This is a genomic window from Chroococcidiopsis cubana SAG 39.79, assembly GCF_003991895.1.
Taxonomy (GTDB): Bacteria; Cyanobacteriota; Cyanobacteriia; order Cyanobacteriales; family Chroococcidiopsidaceae; genus Chroococcidiopsis; species Chroococcidiopsis thermalis.
Genome location: NZ_RSCK01000029.1, coordinates 37,735 through 56,525 on the forward strand (window position 1 = coordinate 37,735; position 18,791 = coordinate 56,525).

The following is an 18,791-nucleotide window of genomic DNA, read 5'->3' on the forward strand; positions in this document are numbered from 1 at the left end:
CTTCTCCCGTGCTATCTTCAGGACCTGTTGTGCAGGTATGCCTTGCAAATTCTCTTGACCAAGAGCAGCTAGGTCTTGCATCTCTAGACCAAAAAGAGAGTAGTCCGCAAGAGGTTCATCAGAAAACATTTCCACATTTGAGGTGGGTTCCTCTCGGGAAATACGCGTCGGAGAGAGTCTTTCTGCTTCTGAAGCGCTATCATCTAAAAGCGTCGGATCGTATCTTGGTCTTTTGCGTTCTGGTTGACCACTACCATTGTTCGGTCGCGTGCGCTGCGGCACGGAAAAAGTATTCGGTGCATATGAAGATTGATTAGCACTCTCTTGGCGAGGTGAATTACTCCCAGATCTGCTGCGTGGCGGACGATCGAACATAATTTTTTCCTCTAGTTGCAAGGGAGAAAAACTGACAAACGGACTTAAGACAGAATTTTGCTTCAAGTGAGTTCAGTTCAAAAGTCGTTGACTAGACACCTTAGCTACTACAACCACAATCAAGCTTGACTCTGGTAAAAAGAGCTATTTGTTCTAGTTAGTGATAGTATTGTCTCATCCATCATTGCTTTAGAGTACTGGACTTTATGCTAATGATCTGCTCGTTCAGCCGAAACTATAGAGTAACAAAAGCTGATAAGCTTGTAAGGCATGGGAAGTTAAACAGTGTATCGAGTTAGGATCTGCAAGGCTTCCAAATCAACCTCCAATTAGCTTGGAGGCTCAAATTCTAACTACAAAAAGCTTCTATCGCAGGCGTGCCTGCCATTTGTCCCTACTGTTATAATTAGGAATTTATCTGCCTCACGTCATGACTAGAACGTTGGCGATCGCTAGCCCAAGAACAAATCAGTCCAAACGGACCTGGATTGATGGATTGTTCTGGCGCGGTTTGCCGCTGCCAAGTTTCGCCTTGCCGTCGTAGGGCAAATAACAAAACAGCCTTTATGTAGTGTACTCCAACTGTCCTTTCTAGCAAAGTGACAATTTCTGAAGTATGAACGGAACTACCGAAAGGCCAGCCTGTACCCTCCGGTCCTCCACTCAAAGGGTTGAGATAGCGATAGAGTGCTACTTGGAGTTGATTCAACTTCTCCCGTCGCGCCTTCGGATTGTTGTAAGCTGGTTCTAGTGCTACTTGGGCTTCAACAGCAACTCCAACATACTCCGGTACTTGCAATTGTACCTGTACTCCTAGCAAGCGGCGTTCATCTAGATAGTTCAAGACCTGTTGTTGTAGCTTGGATGTGAGGGCAAACTGTTCTGGGGGAAGTCCAAATCCTCGCTCGATTGCATTTGTATTAGCTTGAGGTACAACTAATAAACTGACGCGACCAGCAGGTTGACTGGCAGTTCCGCTCAAGCACTTGACGCGGGCGATCGCACCCCCACCAGCCTGCTGGGTCAATACCTCAAAATCTTCGGCGGTGACAGCGCGATCGCGGGTACGGAGCATTCCAGGAACTTGCAAGACAGCTTGCTTGAGTGACTGTGCATCTGCACCATTGAGAGCACGATGGTGATTGGTAACGCGGTCAACATAGGGAATTGTTGGGTGGGGAAATCGTAGCGTCCCAGCTTGCACGTTTCCTTCTTTGCCACCGCCGACACGATAGGCAACCATCGTAATTACAGAGCCACGAGGAGGTATTGCCCCATATTGATGCTGTAACAGATTTTGTGGTAATTCATCGCCTAAGAACGTCTCTCCAGAGAGTGATGCAACGGAGCGATCGCCTAAAGGCATTTGCACTTTCAGTGCCTCCGGCTCTCGAATCAGCGGTCCGAATTGAACAGTTCCATTCAGAGAATCAATGGTGTAGTGTAGGTCTTCAAAACCAGACTCAGCAAAGTCTGTTACCTCCTTCCAGATTTGAGGCAGCCCACCTGGGGGCGTAACTTCTATATGTTCGCCCTCTCGACGAGCTAGAATTGGGCGAAAGAACAGCTGAAAAATTTGTCCTGGTTTGCCATTACTAGTTCCCAAGTTTTCTTCGCGAATCAAACGACTTTGACTGGCTTGAATAGTGCCGCCAATAGTTCGCACGGCTAATCCCGTCACTCTTGGCGAATGAATATAAGCAGGTTGATGAGATTGAGGAGCTGTTAAGACGCAGCGCAGCCAATGTCCTGAATAACCCGAAAAGCTAGTATCAGGAAAATTTTGGGGCAGGTGAAGTACCACATTAGCTCCTTGCTCGGGATTGCCTGCGTATTGGGCTTCATTAAAACTAAAGCCTCGCGTCTTATCGTTGGACTCTTCTAATAATACTGGTTGCCAGCGTTTACCGTCCCAAGCTTCCCATCGGCGCGGGGGAGCTTGAGGACTGATGCCAGTTGGCGTACCTGTTGCTCCATAAAAAGTAATAGCTAGGACGTTGCCGTTAAGGAGGCTTTCCGAGCCGAGCGCTAGATAAAAGCAATTTCCAGGTTGTGGTTGTTCGGCAAACAATGATTGCTCGCTTCCCCTCCAGGCACTTGCTCCTAGACGCTCCCAGTGATTAGTGCGATCGCTAACCGCTTGGGGCGGATCGTCTGCGGTTGGGGCGGTTAAGAAGTGCCGCAGAATTGGTTTGCCGATCGTCAAATCTTCATCTGTACTAAAGATAATTGCTTCGGTAGTTTCGGTACGCTCTGTTGCAACTTCTGCCCCTGTGGGAATTGTGTAAGCTGATGGCAGATCTGTAGTGAGGTAAAACGTTATATTTGTTCGAGCAGCAGTAGGAGGAGCGAGGCGAATTCCCAATATCTCTAGAAATCTAACATACATTCTTAGCGGTATCTGATTGAAGCGCAATAACATTTGGTGGACTAACCAAGCAAACAATTCAATTAGCGTTATGCCTGGATCGCTGGGGTTGCGATCTGTCCACTCTGGACAATAAAGGGGAATCCGCCGGAAGCACTCCTCGAGTAGTTCGTCAAAAGTGCGATCGTCCAAGTTGGATTTGGGTAGTTTTGGCAGAAAATCAAATTCTTCCATAGTTACTCCGACTTGAAATCTAGATAGAACGGATAGACTAAGCTGTAGCGGTCAGGATAATTTTTTAGCCGATACTCAATGCTAATATCCACGCGCCCGCGTATTGGGTCGGCATCTGTTCGCACTCGCTCGACAATAATACGAGGTTCCCAAGTTTGTAGTGCTTCTAGGACACATGAACGAATCTGCAGCATTGTATCAGTGTTCAAGGGAGCGAAATTTATAGATGATAGACGACATCCAAAGTTAGGACGATAAACTCGCTCTCCTATTGGGGTACGTAGAATAATTAAAATTGATTCCTTGACCTTCTGAGCATAAGAGCTTAGCTTGAGCTGTCCCTGCGCGTTTAACTCTAAAGGAAAACTCAAACCTGTGCCTAAGTATTCTTGCTGCGGCTCGTTCCACAAGTTTAGCATATAAGCAATCCTGGTAATGCAAATATGTCATCTAAAATATTCGACCAAAGAGGATATTCCTATAGCTGAAAGTCGAAATAATTGCTTATTAGTTTGTAATATACGGTGTTAGCCCTCTTCTATCACTCTAGAAAGATTAAATTCTGGAACCTACTTTAGATAAGAATTCTGGCAAAGCTACTACAAATGAAGGAAAGTGTTAGGAAATCAAGCATGAAAGTAATACACAGCAAGTGCTATTAAGTTTTAGTAAGATTTTTCCTTGACTAGAGTGATAGAAGAGGGTTAGAACTGATTTATGGTTCTGTTGCCAAAAATATTTGAAGTGAAAAAATTCCTGAAAATTAAGATTGTCTATGCAACAATTACGACGATATCTGCAATGAATTTTACCGCTCATTCATGTATGAATAAAACTACCCACAAGTAGATAATTTGACTAGAGCGCATCCTAGCGGCTAGATGCTTATGCCTGTTCAAAGGCCTTACGGCTTGTCTTTGACTCAATTTGCAATGCATACTCAATCAGAGGCTTGACCCTGAATTCCCAGTTAGAGAGATTGTAGAAGTCATGACGTGACATCCCAGTGAGGACTTTATTTAGTTGGTTGATCCCGCTCCATACGTGCTTACGGGTAGTGTTGCAAAAAGCAGGAAAGATGATAAGCTAAGAAGCCCCTGACTCAATGGTAGCACTATTTCAGCCTACCATTTTTTGTAATACTACCATATTTACTCTTCTGGTTGAAGAAGTAACATCCTGGGATCTATAAAGCTAGCATCATTCCTTTTATCATGTACCTCGTTATCTCGTGGAAAGTCGAAAATCCCATCAATCGATTCAATTCCGCCGTTTCTGACCTGCGCTAATTCTTCCTCATAAATGTCTGCCCATCGCTCCCAAACATGACTCACTGCATCATTTATATATGCTCTCACCCTATTTTCATTATCTTCTTGTTGGGAAGTCATGTAAAGCCCTGAACCGTTTGATATAGCAGAATCCATAATACTTATGTTATTAGGTCCTACTACCATTCCGTATGGGTTATCACCTGCGTAGAACTGTCCTAATGATTGCACTTTGTTGTTATGCCAGGAATCTATAACAACTGCGCCTTGCGGGTCAAATTCTTCCGTGTTTGATACTTTGCCAACTTCGCTGGAGGTGGTTATGACAAACTCATGGTCGAATTCGTTTTCCTGTTCATCATTACCTACCATCTTCACTTTATACACTGGTTTTCCGATTGTTTTTTGCATAATATGAGTGAAAACTACATTTACAAATTCCTCGCAATTACCGTATCTTCGGAGTTTTGTAAGATACGCTGAAAACGCTATATCTGTTCCAACAATATTACGAATTTCTTCCTTCTGAGCCGGATTAATTTTGTTCTCCCGCTCAGCATTAATCAGGGAATCCTCAAATACCTGCTTAATATCATTCAAGCAGTCTGTGAGAATTTCTACTTGCATACAACTGGCAAAATTGGTGTCTATAATGCTTCCCCTTCGGTTGCCTCTTCTAATGCCCATATTGGCTACTACTTGCGCTACTTCAAACTCCTCGGCTCTCTCAATATTTCTTGTATTATGCTCCCTAGCTCTATGTGCTCGCGCTATGGGAAAAGTCGTCGGACCAAATGAAAATGGATTAGCACTCTGTTGCTGGGGTGAATTTGATTGTGAGTTGCGTCGCTGTTGGTACATGATATTCTCCTCTTGTTAAAGGCAAAAACTTACAGACGAATCCAAGACAAGTGCAAACAATTAGCAGACTTGACTAATCTACGCCCAAGTCGAATAGAATTAGTCCCAGTTATTTGAGAGTTGAGTTGCTGGAAATTTACACTTACTCTATCACCTGTCGATTTCTTCAGACTCTAGACTTTCGTCTACTTTATCTGAGGATAGAGTAAATTAAACTCTAAATTAACTATTTACAGATTGATTACTATAACTATGCTGGAGTGGTTATGAAGATCGAACATTCTTCTTGGCACGATACCAATTTTCAATATTTATTGTCTCAAGTAGATGAAGTGCGGCAGCTATTATTACAAAAGATTGAACCTAAACCAGATCGATCTATCCCAGTTAACTTTAGCTCAAATTTAGCCTTAAAAACCATGGATGGTGTCATGCGCCTTCCCTCTGCTTTAGAACAACTGTGTGCTATTTTTATGCTGTCTGCGTTTGAGCGAGATCTTCTGCTATTATGCGTGGGTATAGAATTATACCCTGTTTTTGGGTCTCTGTGTGCTGCTATCCAAGGTAACGAAGACCAAGATTATCCGACTTTTAGGTTAGCCTTCGATCTGTTCGATCGATCGGACTTGGGCATTCTCTCCTCCCAATCTCCCTTGCAATACTGGAAGTTAATTGAAATTGGACTTGGGCAATCGTTAACCTCTTCTCCGATTCGGATTGACAAGCGCATCCTCTGTTATTTGTTAGGTGAGCCGTGTTGGGATGATAAACTAGTTGGCATTGTCAAGCCGATCCAGACCGCTACTGACAACAACACTCTACTTCCTCCCTCACATCAAGTGTTGGTAGATAGCATAGTTGCTACTTGTTTTGGGACATCTCAGCCAAATGGTTCTCCCGTGACGCAGTTGTGTAGTACCGACGTTGCACTCAAGCGTTCGATCGCTGCTGCTGCCTGTAACAGTGTGGGGTATAATTTGAACGCAATATCAGCCTCTGTCCTTCCTTCCCATCCCAACGAACTTCATCACCTGCAACAGCTGTGGAACCGTGAAGCTCTCTTGACTAAGAGCGCTCTCTTACTAGAATGCGATTGGGTAACCCAAGCTGATACAGTCCAAGAAAATACCATCTCTCGATTTATTCAAGGTATTTATAGTCCGCTCGTCGTTAGCCGCCAAGAGCGCCAGTCGTCGTCAGGTCAGCGCCCGACGATCGCCTTTGATGTTCCCCAGCTATCTCATAGCGACCAATTAGATATCTGGCAATCTCAACTGAGTGCGATCGCCACCGATTTGAACGGTTATGTAGAGAAGTTAGTAGCTCAGTTTAATCTTAAGACAGATGCGATCGCCACCGTCTGTGCCGCCGTCAAAAGCCAGGAAGTGGGGAGTAGTTTAGTCTGTTCGTCCCCAGAGGTAACTTTCGATCGGTTATGGAATCTTTGTCGAACAATGGCACGTCCTCAACTCGACAATTTAGCACAACGTATAGAGTCAAAGGCTACTTGGAACGACGTAGTGCTACCAGAACAACAACAACAAACCCTGCATGAGATTGCAGCTCATGTTCAGTACCGAGATCGAGTTTATTGGCAGTGGGGGTTCGCTGACAAAGGAAGTCGAGGTTTAGGCATTAGTGTCTTGTTTGAAGGACCCCCTGGTACTGGTAAGACTACGGCAGCAGAATTACTGGCAAAGGAATTACAACTAGATCTTTATCGCATTGACCTCAGCCAAGTAGTCGATAAATACATCGGCGAGACTGAGAAGCACTTGCGGCGGATCTTCGATGCGGCTGAGGCTGGGGGTGTAATTTTGCTATTTGATGAAGCCGATGCCTTATTTGGCAAGCGTACTGAGGTTAAAGACAGTCATGACCATCATGCTAACGTCCAAGTTAACTATCTACTACAACGGATGGAGGCATATCAAGGGTTAGCAATTTTGACCACTAATTTGAAAAGTTCCTTAGACCAAGCTTTTCTTCGCCGCCTCCGGTTTGTCGTCTCCTTTCCCTTTCCCGACTTCAATTTGCGAATTCAAATCTGGAAGCACAGCTTCCCCAAAAGAGTACAGACTCACGGGTTGGCTTTTGACAAGCTAGCCCGATTGAACTCAACTGGAGGAGATATCCGCAACATTGTTTTGCTTGCTTGCTTTCTAGCCGCACAAACAACGGAACAGGTAGTAACAATGGAACATATATTAAGTGCTACTAAAAGTGAATATTCCAAAAAGGGAAAAACACTAACAAGCGCTGAAATCGAAGGTTGGGTGTAGGCTTTCTTTAAAGATTTGGTTATCTCTAATTCTCACCGCTTCTGTTGAGGTTTTCACGCTTGCGATCGCGGTATGTACCCATTGAGCAAGCAATTAGAGATTATTTCTGCTTTGTTGCTCTGACAGTATCTCCTCGTATACTTGAATGGAAAGAGGCGATCGCACTAACAAGAAAATTCCGGCAACAATTTTGTTTTTGGCTCCCATCTAGAGAAAAAGTTTATGTACCAACAAACGCGACGTAATTTTAACAATACGAATTCACCCCAGCAAGCATTTACCTTTGGTTCGAGGAGTACTTTTTCCACGCCATCCAAACAGAAAACAGCCAAGAAACCAACTAGTTCACATGCTATCCAGATTAGTACTACTCCGTTAGGAGTCGTGTATTGTGCCTCTTCCACTGGTCTGGCAGCACAAGCAAGGAGGGATAATTTTGCCCAACATGCTTTTAATTACTGGCAAAACCCAGCAAATCAAAATCAACCAATTGAAGAATTCAGTAATTTTCTAGTCTCGGTAATCAACGGCATTTTTTCTGAGCTTTTTTCTTCCAATGATATTTTTATTGATACTCAAATTGTCCTTGATGGAGATACAAGGGGAGGTTTCGTTCCTCAAATATGGACGATGAAAATCTGTCCAAATAGAATCATTGGAAGACAAGTAGAAACAGTAGGACAACTCAATACAGATGAAGTTGGTGAATTGGTTAATACGATTTACCATGAAGCGCGTCATGCCGAGCAAGAATTTCGTGTACTCCAGAGCAAGGTAGGACAAGAAATAAATATTGCAAATGAGCCTTATCCAGCCAAAATTATAACAGCAGCCTCACAATCAGATATAACAGACGATAATGAAGCTGAAGTATGGGAACGTTATTGCAATGAAAATAAATATCGTGGTTATACTAACTTACTTTTCGGCTCTAGCGATAGTGCTATGTTCAAAGTTATTGAACTTGAAAATTATTTATCATCCTGGTTAACCAACCAAAGTCTCCCTAACTCAGAGGCTTCGGAAGATGTTTTGGAGAATGTTAATAGTGAGATTAAGCAGTTAGAGCGAGCTATTAGTAAAGTATTTAAAGAAACAAAATTTATCGATGAGGAAATACTAGATAAAGATATGATAGATATGAGTATTCTTACAGAAATTAGTGAATTTAATAATGAAATCAAGTCTGCTTTAAAGGACTTAAAAGAAAAGTTGAATCAGCAAAATATAGTAATGAATCCTAATCTCTCTATTGTGCTATTAAGCTTAAATCAATTGCGTGAAGAAATTTTCAATGTTTATAGCAAAAGTGAATTGGAGAAAGATGGTTTCGAGGTAGGCAATGCAGCCCAAAAAGCATTCTTAAACTTGACTGCTCATAGACGAGATGCCAACGGTTCCGAACGAGAAAACTCCAAGCAAGAAAACAATGTAATTTCAATAAAAGGTGACAACAACTGCTTCTTCCATGCTGTTGCGGAGGGATTCTCACGGCAATTTAGTATAACATATGACCACCATCAGCTACGGCAAATAGCTGTCAACTATATGAGTCAGAATCGAAGCATATTTGAGAATCATCTAAACGATAATGAAAGAGCTAATTTACTTCAAAATAATCCACAGCTTCAACATCTAGATCCCTTTGACATATATCTCATGAGGATGGCACAAGATGGAACGTGGGGTGGCACTTATGAGGCTTGGGCTTTAACTCTAGCACTGGGCAGGAACATCGAATTTTCTGACCCTAATAATCCTACACTCGATCCAAATGAAATACATCTACAGTTTGTCAATCACAATCATTTTAATTTAATCTTACCTCCATCGGCTCAGACAGCATCGTCTAGTGCGGCAAGCCGTGTCGTTGAAGACGTAGGTGAACAAGCTGTGCAGCAAGACATTTCCAACTGGAAGCAGAAGGCAGATGATTATATAAAGGAATTTTTCGACAATCAAACTGAGCGCACGAAGGGTACGAAGTTTGGTGAATTTTTGGACATCCTAGAAGAGATGACTAAACAAATCGCAGCGCATCCAGAATGTTTTAGAGGCTTGCGCGATCGAAAGGGTCGATTACAGGCAGCAGCTATTGTTCATGATCCAAGAGACTATTATGATGAAACTGAAAGCGATTATGAAATTGATTTAGAAAGCTGTAATTTAGAACTCGAATTTTTAGCAACAGCGCCTTGGAACATTTTGCAAAATCAACCCGAAAGTGTAAAAGGTGCTGGTACTGCACTGATGGAAACTTTAATTAAGGAGAGTATAGATTTAGGATTTGAAGGACGTTTGGAGGCATATACTATACCTGGTTCCTTACCATTTTATCAGAAAATTGGGTTCGACAAAAGCGTTCCAGACAATCTAGACGATAGCAAATGGGAGTTATCTTCCGAAGCGGCTAAGGAATTTTTGAAACGGCAAGAAAGCAGTAGGCAGAAATAGGTAAAATTATGTTAAGTGCTAGATTGCTTGTCCGTGATATCAAATTAGTGTTAGCAATTGCCAAAGCAATGACAGTGTTAACTAATTTTATTTTTAGACGCACAAGGATAGTAATTCTGCCCTTTAAAAGTTGTAACGACGTTTCGTTAGAAGCGACGTAGCTGAAACTAAGGAGCTACATCAACTTTAGTTATGTTGCAACTTTAGTCAAACAACGTGTCACTCAACAACGAGCCTGCGGTTTGAGTATTTTACTACTTCAAATATTTTGTAGCAATAAAACTATGAATTCTTCCTTCCAGAATAATCATTGGCTCGATCGCTCCCTTGGTAAGGGCGATCGCTACCGTATATCAAAATGCCTTAGCATAGGTGAGATAGGAGAAGTCTACCTGGTAATAGATACCAAGTTGGATCGGCCAGTGGCGCTGAAGCTACTGAAGCAATCTCCGGTAAAATCGGCACAAATGTATCAGCGATGCAAGCACGAGGTTAAGTTGCGTGCGGCTCTCAACAGCGAACATATTGTCAAAATCTTAGATTTTGACACTACCTCAGAGGGCTTTCCTTTCTATGTTATGGAATATTTAAAAGGAGAAAGTCTAGAACAACTACTACAGCAACAACAGCGATTGACTGTTGAGCATACCGTAGAGATTGTCAGACAGGTTTGTGCAGGTTTGCAACTGGCTCACACTGGAGTGATGCTGGGGGGCAATCAGGTAAGGATCGTACATGGGAATCTCTTACCTGATAATGTCTTTTTGGTACCGACAACATCAGGAGAGTCAATAAAGATTCTTGACTTTGGTATTGCTAAAAAAATTCGTGACATTTTCAGCGAGTATAAAGATAGGATTGTTACAGATATATTGCCAGGAACTTTTCGTTATGCCGCTCCAGAGCAAATAGTCGTTTTGCCAGAAATTGATGGACGGGCTGATATTTATAGCTTGGGGATCATTTTCTACAGGATGCTCAGCGGCACCGATCCTTTTAGTCCTGGCTCCCAAGCAAGGCAAGTGTGGGATGATACTTGGGCAAAAGCACATACTTCTCAACCGCCACAGCCGTTGCGATCGCAGCCTGGTTGCGAGCAGATCTCCCCACAACTAGAAGCTGTGGTGCACAAGTGTTTGCAGAAATCTCCTGAAGCTCGCTTTACTACAATGGCACAATTGAAGCAAGCTTTGGAAACGGCGATCGCACAACGCCCAACCGATTTTACCTCAACTAGTTCCAGCAATACTATTGTCCAGTCACCACCACCGACAACAAACTCAGACAGCCCAACCATTTTTCGGCAAGTAATACCCTTAGCAGAACCAGGTGGAGTTGATACTACCATTGCTCAGGTTTCTACCGAATCTGCACCGAGTTCACCAGATCGAACAATCTACCAAGGTGCTGTTTCACCAAGAAGCGATCGACCGAATCAGACAATTTACCAAGGTACTGTTTCACCAAGAAGCGATCGACCAAATCAGACGATCTACCAAAGCGTAGCTTCACCAGGACGCGAGCGACCGAATCAGACGATCTACCAAGGCGTTAGCTCATCTACACAAAGTAATGCAGATAGGACGATTTACCAAAGGCAACGTCTCCTCCTGCGCCTTGGGAGAATTCCTCGGCAGATCTGGAGAGCAACTCTAAGCACTACATTCAGCCTATCTCGCATTGTCAAAGGCTTAGTACATAGGATAGAACTTTGGATTCGTCGCCACCGACCGCGTTTTTGAAAACAAATGTGGCAGAAGCCAAATAAGAGAGGAGTATTATTTGGACTTTTGTCTAGTTTCAATTGCCGTGTCTAAATTGTAGCATAGATAATATAAATAAATTCTCATTTTGGTGGTTCCAAATGCAAGTTAATTCCTCTGTTTTATCCTCTAAAAGCATTATTTACTCAGCAACTTACGTGCCAATGACTACTATTTCTGATAGTGATACATTGACAGCAGCAGAAATATATTTTAGCAATTAGATACATATACTCAACTCACAGAGCGAGTTTACCAGCTATTGCTATCAGATCTGCAATATCAGCAGTAAAGACTTAATAACTAGCAAAGAACAAGGATATAGAATGCCACCATCTGTCGGCAGTTTTGAGAATTACGTCACTACCAATCGCTTCTGGATAGAAATAGACAACGATACGAAAGCTCGATTCTCTGAGTGTCATGGACTTGGCGTTAGCATCAAGAAAGATATTTACTTTGAGGGAGGACTCAACGATCAACAACGAGTTTTCCTCGGTCATGCAGAATTTTCAAATATTACTCTCAAACGCGGCACTACAGACTGTCCAGCTTTTTTTGAATGGCTAGGTGCAGCATTTGAGCGAAAAAATACACGGAGTGATGCCAATATTGCTTTATTTAACCAAGCAGGTGAGGTAATGATAAGTTGGACTCTAATTGGTAGCGCTCCTATAGATTGGAAAATTGCTCCACTGCAAGCAGATGGAAATTCTGTAGTAATCGAAGAATTAATAATAGCAATCGAAGGCTTAAAAATTGGCAAAACTTCAACGGGAGCTATGTCAGGTGAACGCAATCCCCTTGGCTTTTATGGATATAGCGGGTGGAAGCAGGAGTGAAAATTGTCCAACTTCTCCCTTGAAGGACAATGTTTGTTTAGGCATTTTTGTGGGAATAAAATACCGGAACCCTATTATACTCTCCGACTATATTGTTATTCCCTACAACATGACTTGAATCGTCCTTTATTTTATTTCTTAGCTTCCTCCTTAACTAGACACGAAACTCTATGAGTTAACCTAAGCCATCTTGTCACCAAAATGGCTTAGGTTAATTCAACAACGCCTACGTCAACGGCTGGAACTTGAGCAGGAACGACATGGAATTTCTGAAAGCAAAACTTAAGGCTCGCGATTCTGGTGGGGTTGATATTGATTTTATGTATAATCCCACAGAAATTAGCTTTACGCGAACGGCAAGCTGGGCTTACGACCTTGGTCATCGTGGCTCAAACCTTTTGCCTAAAGTCAATTTTTCAGGGGTTCAACCTTATAGACTTACGCTGCGTCATGTTCCGTATGATACATATGAAAAGAAGACATCAGTAATGGAATATATCAACAAAATTAAAAAAGGTATGAGCGCAAGCGCAGATCTCTTGCGCCCACCTGTCTACACTTTTGAATGGGGAGAAACTAAATATTCTGATTATGTAATCGAAGACTTAGCCTACACGATAACAATGGTTCTGCCAAACGGTACGCCTGTAAGAGCTTGGGTAGATATAACTTTGCTAGAAGTCGATTCACCAAAAGAAGACGATTTACTATCCGAGAGCGGACAAACTGAGCGATCAAATAACATACCTATATTGGAGCGAATAGATCCAGATCACCCCGCTGTACCTAGTGTCGAACAGGTGGACTAATGGAATTAAGCAGCGTGACGCTTCCTCTTGTAAACCTCAGCACATTTTGCTAATTATTCACTATGTCTATCAATAGCCAAAGCCTATCTAATAGCCGAAACCTTTACCTATCTGAACTAATCCTGAAAATAGGAGATTCTCCTGCTCTACCCCAGTTGATGCAGGACGTGCTGGAAGTGTGTATCGAGGAGAGTTTACATCGACCGACAACGTTTACGCTCCGTATCCATAATGCTTACCGAGAAGCTAGCAAAGACAGCGAGCCTTGGCGACATCAGGAGCATTTTAATATTGGCGATCGCATATCAATTGGTTTTGCTGCTAGCACCACCAAAGACCCAGAATTTCAAAAAGAAGTAAGAGAGCCAAGCATATTTGAAGGTGAAATTACCGCTATGGGAGGGGATTTCAATGCTAGCTCAGCTTATATTGTCGTTCAAGGCTCTGATGTTTCCCATCACTTGCATCGCGGGCGTTACAATCGGTCTTTTGAAAATAAGACCGACAGCGATATTGTAGAGCTAATTGCGGGTGAGTTGAAGATCGAAAGAGGTCAACTCGATCCTAGTGGCGAAAGGCATGAGTATGTGTGTCAAGAAAACCAAACCAACATGGAATTTCTGCGGGAAAGAGCAGCACGGATTGGTTTTGAACTGTTTGTGCAAGATAATAAACTCTATTTTCGCCAGCCTAAGGACAATGGATCTTTGCAGCTAAAGTGGTTAACTAACATCGAAAGCTTCAACGTTCGCGTTGATAGTGCCCAGCAAGTCAGTAGCGTAGAAGTTCGTAGCTGGGACTACTATAAAAAAGAATTAATTAGTGCAACTGCTAGAACTGAGGAAGTAGTTACATCAATTAGTGCAACTGTTACAACTAAGGAAGGAAGTGTATCGCCATTTGATAGTAAGGGAAGTAACAACAGCAGGGCATTTGAAAACAGTGTGCCTGCCAAAATGATTGTAGTAGACCAACCAGTTTCTAACGTTACTGAAGCTGAAAAAATGGCTCAAGCTCTCTGTAACGAGTTAGGTGGAGAGTTTGTCTGTGCTGATGCTAAAGCTGAGGGAAACCCAGAAATTCGCCCAGGCAAAGTTGTGGAATTAGCAGAAATGGGTCCTTATAGTGGTAAATACTACGTTACAGAAACCCGTCACATTTACAGCCAGGGCGTTTATCGCACAGAATTTAGCGTACGCGGACTGCGTGAGGGAACCATGCTTTCTACTCTAGCCCCAAAGGTACACCCGCAACCAGGTCAAACTCTCATGGTGGGAATTGTCACTCATAATAAAGATCCAAAAAATTTGGGACGAGTAAGGGTTAAACTACCAACGCTTACTGAAGAACATTGCAGCAACTGGGCAAGAGTTGTCGGTTTAGGAGCAGGTGATAAGCGCGGATTTTATTGTTTGCCAGAAATCGATGATGAAGTGCTAGTTGGTTTCGAGCATGGAGACATTCATCGACCATATGTAATTGGAGGTGTTTGGAATGGTAAATATGCAACAGTTGAAACAGTAGATGAAACAATTGAAGATAGTAAAGTTAGGTTACGTACATTCAGGAGTCGTAAAGGACACGAACTAAGATTCGTAGATGACGGTACTGCCACCGATTGGCAGGGTGTTTATTTAACAGCAGATTCCGGTCAGGGATTAGCGATTGATGAATTTACAAAAACAGTGGCTCTAGAAACTCTGGGTGGTCCAAATTTTCCGGGTCTCCCGCCTCTTTCGTCGGAGGTATCTGTGAATCCAATCATGGGTGCTAAGGTTTGTTCGCCACTCAAGGTCAATATAGAAACTAATATGCGGAATCTGTTCAGTAGTATTAGCATAACAAGTCCGAGGATTGAACTGGATGCTCCACTAATTAGTCTAGGACCGCAGCCTGCTTCTAAAGCTGCGGAAGCTGCGAAGGGACTTCTGACAGATGGGATGAGTGCGTTACGTCCAAGAAAAAAAATTCCACCAGCACCACGACCACAACCAGCACCACCAATACCAGTAGTAGTAATTGAGTCATCAATTCCATTAACAATTACAGCTCCACAAATTACTATAAATGGTGCAATAACTATAAATGGTGCAACAGCTATAAATGGTGCAACAGCTATAAATGGTGCAACAGCTATAAATGGTGTAACAACTATACAGAGTCTTCCAACTGCTAAGATTAATAAAACATTTCTCTAAATTTCGGTGGTGTTCTAGATCTGGTGCTTAGTTTGGTTGTTTTGTAAAAATCGAAGCTGGGTAGATAAGATATTACCTGTAGGTGATGTTTTAGTTCTGGCATTTGGCTACAATTATGATAGAAAGGTTGCAGAAGTTGTTCGGTAAAGCATTAAGTTATGCCCTATAAAAGAGTGAGATAAGTAGCGATACAATTCCAATTCTAAAGATGCTTGGTTAACTCTGCTTGCTATGCCGTAGTGGTTCCTAAGCATGAATGCTGCTCCTTCCAGTTGAAGTAGCTAACAACTAACCGTACAATTAACTTGGTTTGCTCTCATAACTTATGTGCTTTCTCGCGCTTCTGCTTGAACAATGTTAACCACTGCGTCGTAGGCTAAACCACTAATAAGGCTAATGCCACGCAAGCTGTTTCCTTCTGCGTGAAATTGCAGCACAATTCGTATCTCTTCTTCACTCAATTGGCGCTTGTAGAGCGTATCAAAAGTTTCGGTAAAAGTTTGGCGACATTTTGGGCAGAGGTAGTGCCAACGTGCCTTTGCTTGTTCTACAGTCCACACAAGTTGCTTGGTAATCTCGATCTCAATCTCCTCTCACAAGTTGTCAGTCCAGGTACTTATTCAGTTGAAAAAGAAAACTCAATTTATAAGCTACAAACTTATGCCAAATTAGGTACACAAAGCTCTGGCAGGATACGTCAAAAGCTAGACATTCAGCACATTCAAAAACTAGCAATTCCTGTTTTGAAAGCGGTTGACAATATCTTATTTAATAACGCTTAGAGAGTTGGGTTCAAAAATCATCGCTCTTTCAGAGCGATCAAAGGTAAACAAATTACAAGCTCTCTGTACCAAAATCTCCTCTACAATTACAATTTGTTTAACAATTATGTTAAAAAATCTTAAAGTTTTAAGAAAGTTTAAAGACCTTAAACTTAATAAAAAACTCAACTTAATTTTAATATTTGTTTTTGTTATTAGTGTTTTACTTAGTAGTGCTAATCTATCAATCTTACTGCAACAAAAAGCACAGCAAGTCACATATAAAGAATTAGATGCACTGTCACAGATAATGAGTGCCACTGTCAGTTTTCGCTATAAAGTTTCCAACGATAATAACCCAGATATAGCAGATTTAAATAATCAATACATATCTATATTAACACTAAAACCAATTTTTTTAAATCTCCATAAAAACGCAAATTATCAAGACTACCGATACGGACAGAGTTACTTAAAACCAGATGAAGTGCCAACTAATAAATTTGATTCTTATCTGTTCGAGCGATTCATTAAAAGGTTAGATAATACAACCTCTGGTTTTTATAGTTTTCCAAAAAGAAATGTTTTTTACATTGCTCGGTGTTTTGTAAATGAAAATAATAACTCTAAAGATGCTGTTTGTACCCGACTTTCAGATAACAGTATTTTTGTTTACTTTGTTTATGTTCCGGCAAGCAAAATTTTTGCAGATGCTCGACAGTTTTGGCTCTTAACTATGAGAATGCTGTTTCCTATCTTTGTTGTAGCAATGGGAACTATTAATCTATTGTTGAATCGCACTATCATCAAGCCGATCGTGCAAATTTCCAAAGATGCTCGGTTAGTTAGTACTGGCAAAGCAGATGTTGATTTTGAACAATGTTCTAAGGATGAGAAACGTTCTAAAGATGAGATTGTTAGTTTAACAGCATCTTTCAACAGAATGAAATCTAGTCTTAAAATAGCTAATGAACTACGAGAAAAAGTAAAGCGTAGTAATTAAAATTTTAATCTGTGAACTGCTGTACAAACTCTTCCGCTTGTCCAGAATTAGGAATATTTTCTGCTAAAACATTCACCAGTTCGATTGGAGAAATTTGCGGATGAGATTTCATAACTTCCTGAATTAATGAGTTAGCGATAGATCCAACAATTTCAGTTAAACATTCTTCACACTGTTGTAAAAATTTAGTATCAATTACTTGAATTTGCTCTGTCATATTTTGAGTTTGAGCAGTATATTTTTGTAGTAATACTCTTGCCCTTTCCTCAAACTCTATTTGTTGTAATGAAGAAAGGTAGGGTAATAGTTTATTGACTAATTCTTTAGTGCTGGACGCTTGTGCTGCTTTTTCTTCAACCAAATCGAGGGCGATAGATCCGATAATTTCTGTAAGAATTTCAACCAAAGAGTCTTTTTGTAGCGATAAAACAGTGTCGGAGACTCCTAAATCTACAGATTCGACTGGTGGCTCGATGGCGCGATCGCCGCTTGGCTGTAGTAGAACTAGCGGTCGTATAGTGGTTCTGTCCTCATTATTATGTTGGATCGGAGTTGGGGGCAAAACTGTATCAGTTTTATTAGTGGTAGCAGCTTGTAAAGCTTTGTTTAAATCATCTACTGAGTCAAAGCGATCGCTAGGTGATTTTTCTAAACATTTCAACACTATCGCCTCTAGGTGGTCTGATATATCTGATAACCCTGGTTGCGATCGCAGTGTTTTTACTTGCTTGCCAGTATGAGCCAAAATCCAAATATTGTCATCAATATTGCACGTATTTAGTCCCAAACCAAATGGATTTGTACCGCTGAGCATTTCGTAGAGTATAATACCTAAGCTATAAATATCTGCACGCTCATCAATATTTGCCCCTTCTAACTGTTCTGGCGCAGCGTAATGATGTGTGCCAAGAAATCCATTAAATTTAGTTAATGAGTTGTATTCTTGATTTTTGCAAATTTTAGCAATACCAAAATCTAAAATTTTTACCAACTCTCCTCGCGCTGTAGGAACTAGAAAAATATTGTCCGGTTTCAAGTCGCGATGGAAAACTTGAACATGAATGTATTCGCTAACTGTGGCTTTTTCTTGCCACAAATTTACCCCTTTATGCGCTAAAGAAAGCCCGTCACACACCTGAGTAATAATATTTACAGCACGTTCTACTGGTAGCTGCCGTTGTTGGTGCAGAAGTTGTCCGAGGCTCTGTCCGTGCAGATATTCCATTACGTAGAATGGCAAGCCTTCAGTAGTTACGCCATAGTCGCTGACTTTAACAATATTATAGCTTTCGAGCGCCACACACACTTCTATCTCATCCTTAAACCGCTGTTTCAGTTCTGCGGATTCTGCTAATTTGGGCTGGAGCAGCTTTAAGGCTACCTGCTTATCGTTGAATTTAGTATCTATTGCCAAGAAAACATATCCCATACTGCCCTCCCCCAAGCACCGCTTTAAGCAGTAACGTTGGCGATCGCCGATACTGCGACCGATCCAAAAACTAGATCCATATCCGAAAGGGTCTAACTTACTCAAGGGCTGAATGATTTGCTCTCCTTTCATCTTCACTAC

13 protein-coding genes are annotated in these 18,791 nt (G+C 41.8%); 7 read left to right on the forward strand and 6 right to left on the reverse strand.

The window, feature by feature from the left end:
* The 4 genes from DSM107010_RS17940 to DSM107010_RS17955 all read right to left on the reverse strand — a co-directional run.
* A partial coding sequence (locus tag DSM107010_RS17940) for a hypothetical protein (RefSeq protein WP_199755609.1) occupies positions 1 to 441 on the reverse strand: 441 nt, incomplete at its 3' end.
* Between the two features lie 340 nt (positions 442 to 781).
* Positions 782 to 2,977 (reverse strand): putative baseplate assembly protein, encoded by a 2,196-nt coding sequence (locus DSM107010_RS17945; RefSeq protein ID WP_106166302.1) that lies wholly within the window; start codon positions 2,975 to 2,977, stop codon positions 782 to 784.
* Positions 2,978 to 2,979: 2 nt separating this feature from the next.
* The gene (locus DSM107010_RS17950; RefSeq protein WP_106166303.1) at positions 2,980 to 3,396 is read right to left on the reverse strand and encodes a GPW/gp25 family protein; all 417 of its coding nucleotides are present in this window, start codon (positions 3,394 to 3,396) and stop codon (positions 2,980 to 2,982) included.
* Between the two features lie 732 nt (positions 3,397 to 4,128).
* Complete coding sequence (locus tag DSM107010_RS17955; RefSeq protein ID WP_106166304.1) at positions 4,129 to 5,109, reverse strand: hypothetical protein; 981 nt, start codon at positions 5,107 to 5,109, stop codon at positions 4,129 to 4,131.
* A gap of 266 nt (positions 5,110 to 5,375) precedes the next feature.
* Between DSM107010_RS17955 and DSM107010_RS17960 the strand changes: the two genes are divergently transcribed.
* From DSM107010_RS17960 to DSM107010_RS17985, 6 genes are all read left to right on the forward strand, one after another.
* On the forward strand, positions 5,376 to 7,391 hold the full coding sequence (locus tag DSM107010_RS17960; RefSeq protein WP_127023536.1) for an ATP-binding protein: 2,016 nt from the start codon (positions 5,376 to 5,378) through the stop codon (positions 7,389 to 7,391).
* A gap of 222 nt (positions 7,392 to 7,613) precedes the next feature.
* Entirely contained in the window at positions 7,614 to 9,845 is a 2,232-nt protein-coding gene (locus tag DSM107010_RS17965; protein ID WP_106168475.1) for a hypothetical protein, read from the forward strand.
* A gap of 284 nt (positions 9,846 to 10,129) precedes the next feature.
* Positions 10,130 to 11,587, forward strand: a complete 1,458-nt coding sequence (locus DSM107010_RS17970; RefSeq protein ID WP_106168476.1) for a serine/threonine protein kinase — start codon at positions 10,130 to 10,132, stop codon at positions 11,585 to 11,587.
* Between the two features lie 347 nt (positions 11,588 to 11,934).
* Positions 11,935 to 12,450: a phage tail protein gene (locus DSM107010_RS17975; RefSeq protein WP_106168477.1), complete on the forward strand. Its 516-nt coding sequence runs from the start codon at positions 11,935 to 11,937 to the stop codon at positions 12,448 to 12,450.
* 260 nt (positions 12,451 to 12,710) lie between these two features.
* The gene (locus DSM107010_RS17980) at positions 12,711 to 13,259 is read left to right on the forward strand and encodes a CIS tube protein (RefSeq protein WP_106168478.1); all 549 of its coding nucleotides are present in this window, start codon (positions 12,711 to 12,713) and stop codon (positions 13,257 to 13,259) included.
* Between the two features lie 62 nt (positions 13,260 to 13,321).
* The gene (locus tag DSM107010_RS17985; protein ID WP_127023539.1) at positions 13,322 to 15,457 is read left to right on the forward strand and encodes a VgrG-related protein; all 2,136 of its coding nucleotides are present in this window, start codon (positions 13,322 to 13,324) and stop codon (positions 15,455 to 15,457) included.
* 323 nt (positions 15,458 to 15,780) lie between these two features.
* Here the strand turns inward: DSM107010_RS17985 and DSM107010_RS17990 are convergent, their stop codons facing one another.
* The gene (locus DSM107010_RS17990) at positions 15,781 to 16,017 is read right to left on the reverse strand and encodes a hypothetical protein (RefSeq protein ID WP_106168480.1); all 237 of its coding nucleotides are present in this window, start codon (positions 16,015 to 16,017) and stop codon (positions 15,781 to 15,783) included.
* Positions 16,018 to 16,210: 193 nt separating this feature from the next.
* On the opposite strand from DSM107010_RS17990, the gene DSM107010_RS17995 reads away from it, so the two are divergent.
* Positions 16,211 to 17,221, forward strand: a complete 1,011-nt coding sequence (locus tag DSM107010_RS17995; RefSeq protein WP_127023542.1) for a HAMP domain-containing protein — start codon at positions 16,211 to 16,213, stop codon at positions 17,219 to 17,221.
* Positions 17,222 to 17,225: 4 nt separating this feature from the next.
* On the opposite strand, the gene DSM107010_RS18000 is transcribed toward DSM107010_RS17995, so the two are convergent.
* A complete protein-coding gene (locus DSM107010_RS18000; protein WP_127023545.1) occupies positions 17,226 to 18,782 on the reverse strand; it encodes a serine/threonine protein kinase in 1,557 nt (518 codons plus the stop codon).
* Positions 18,783 to 18,791: the final 9 nt, after the last annotated feature.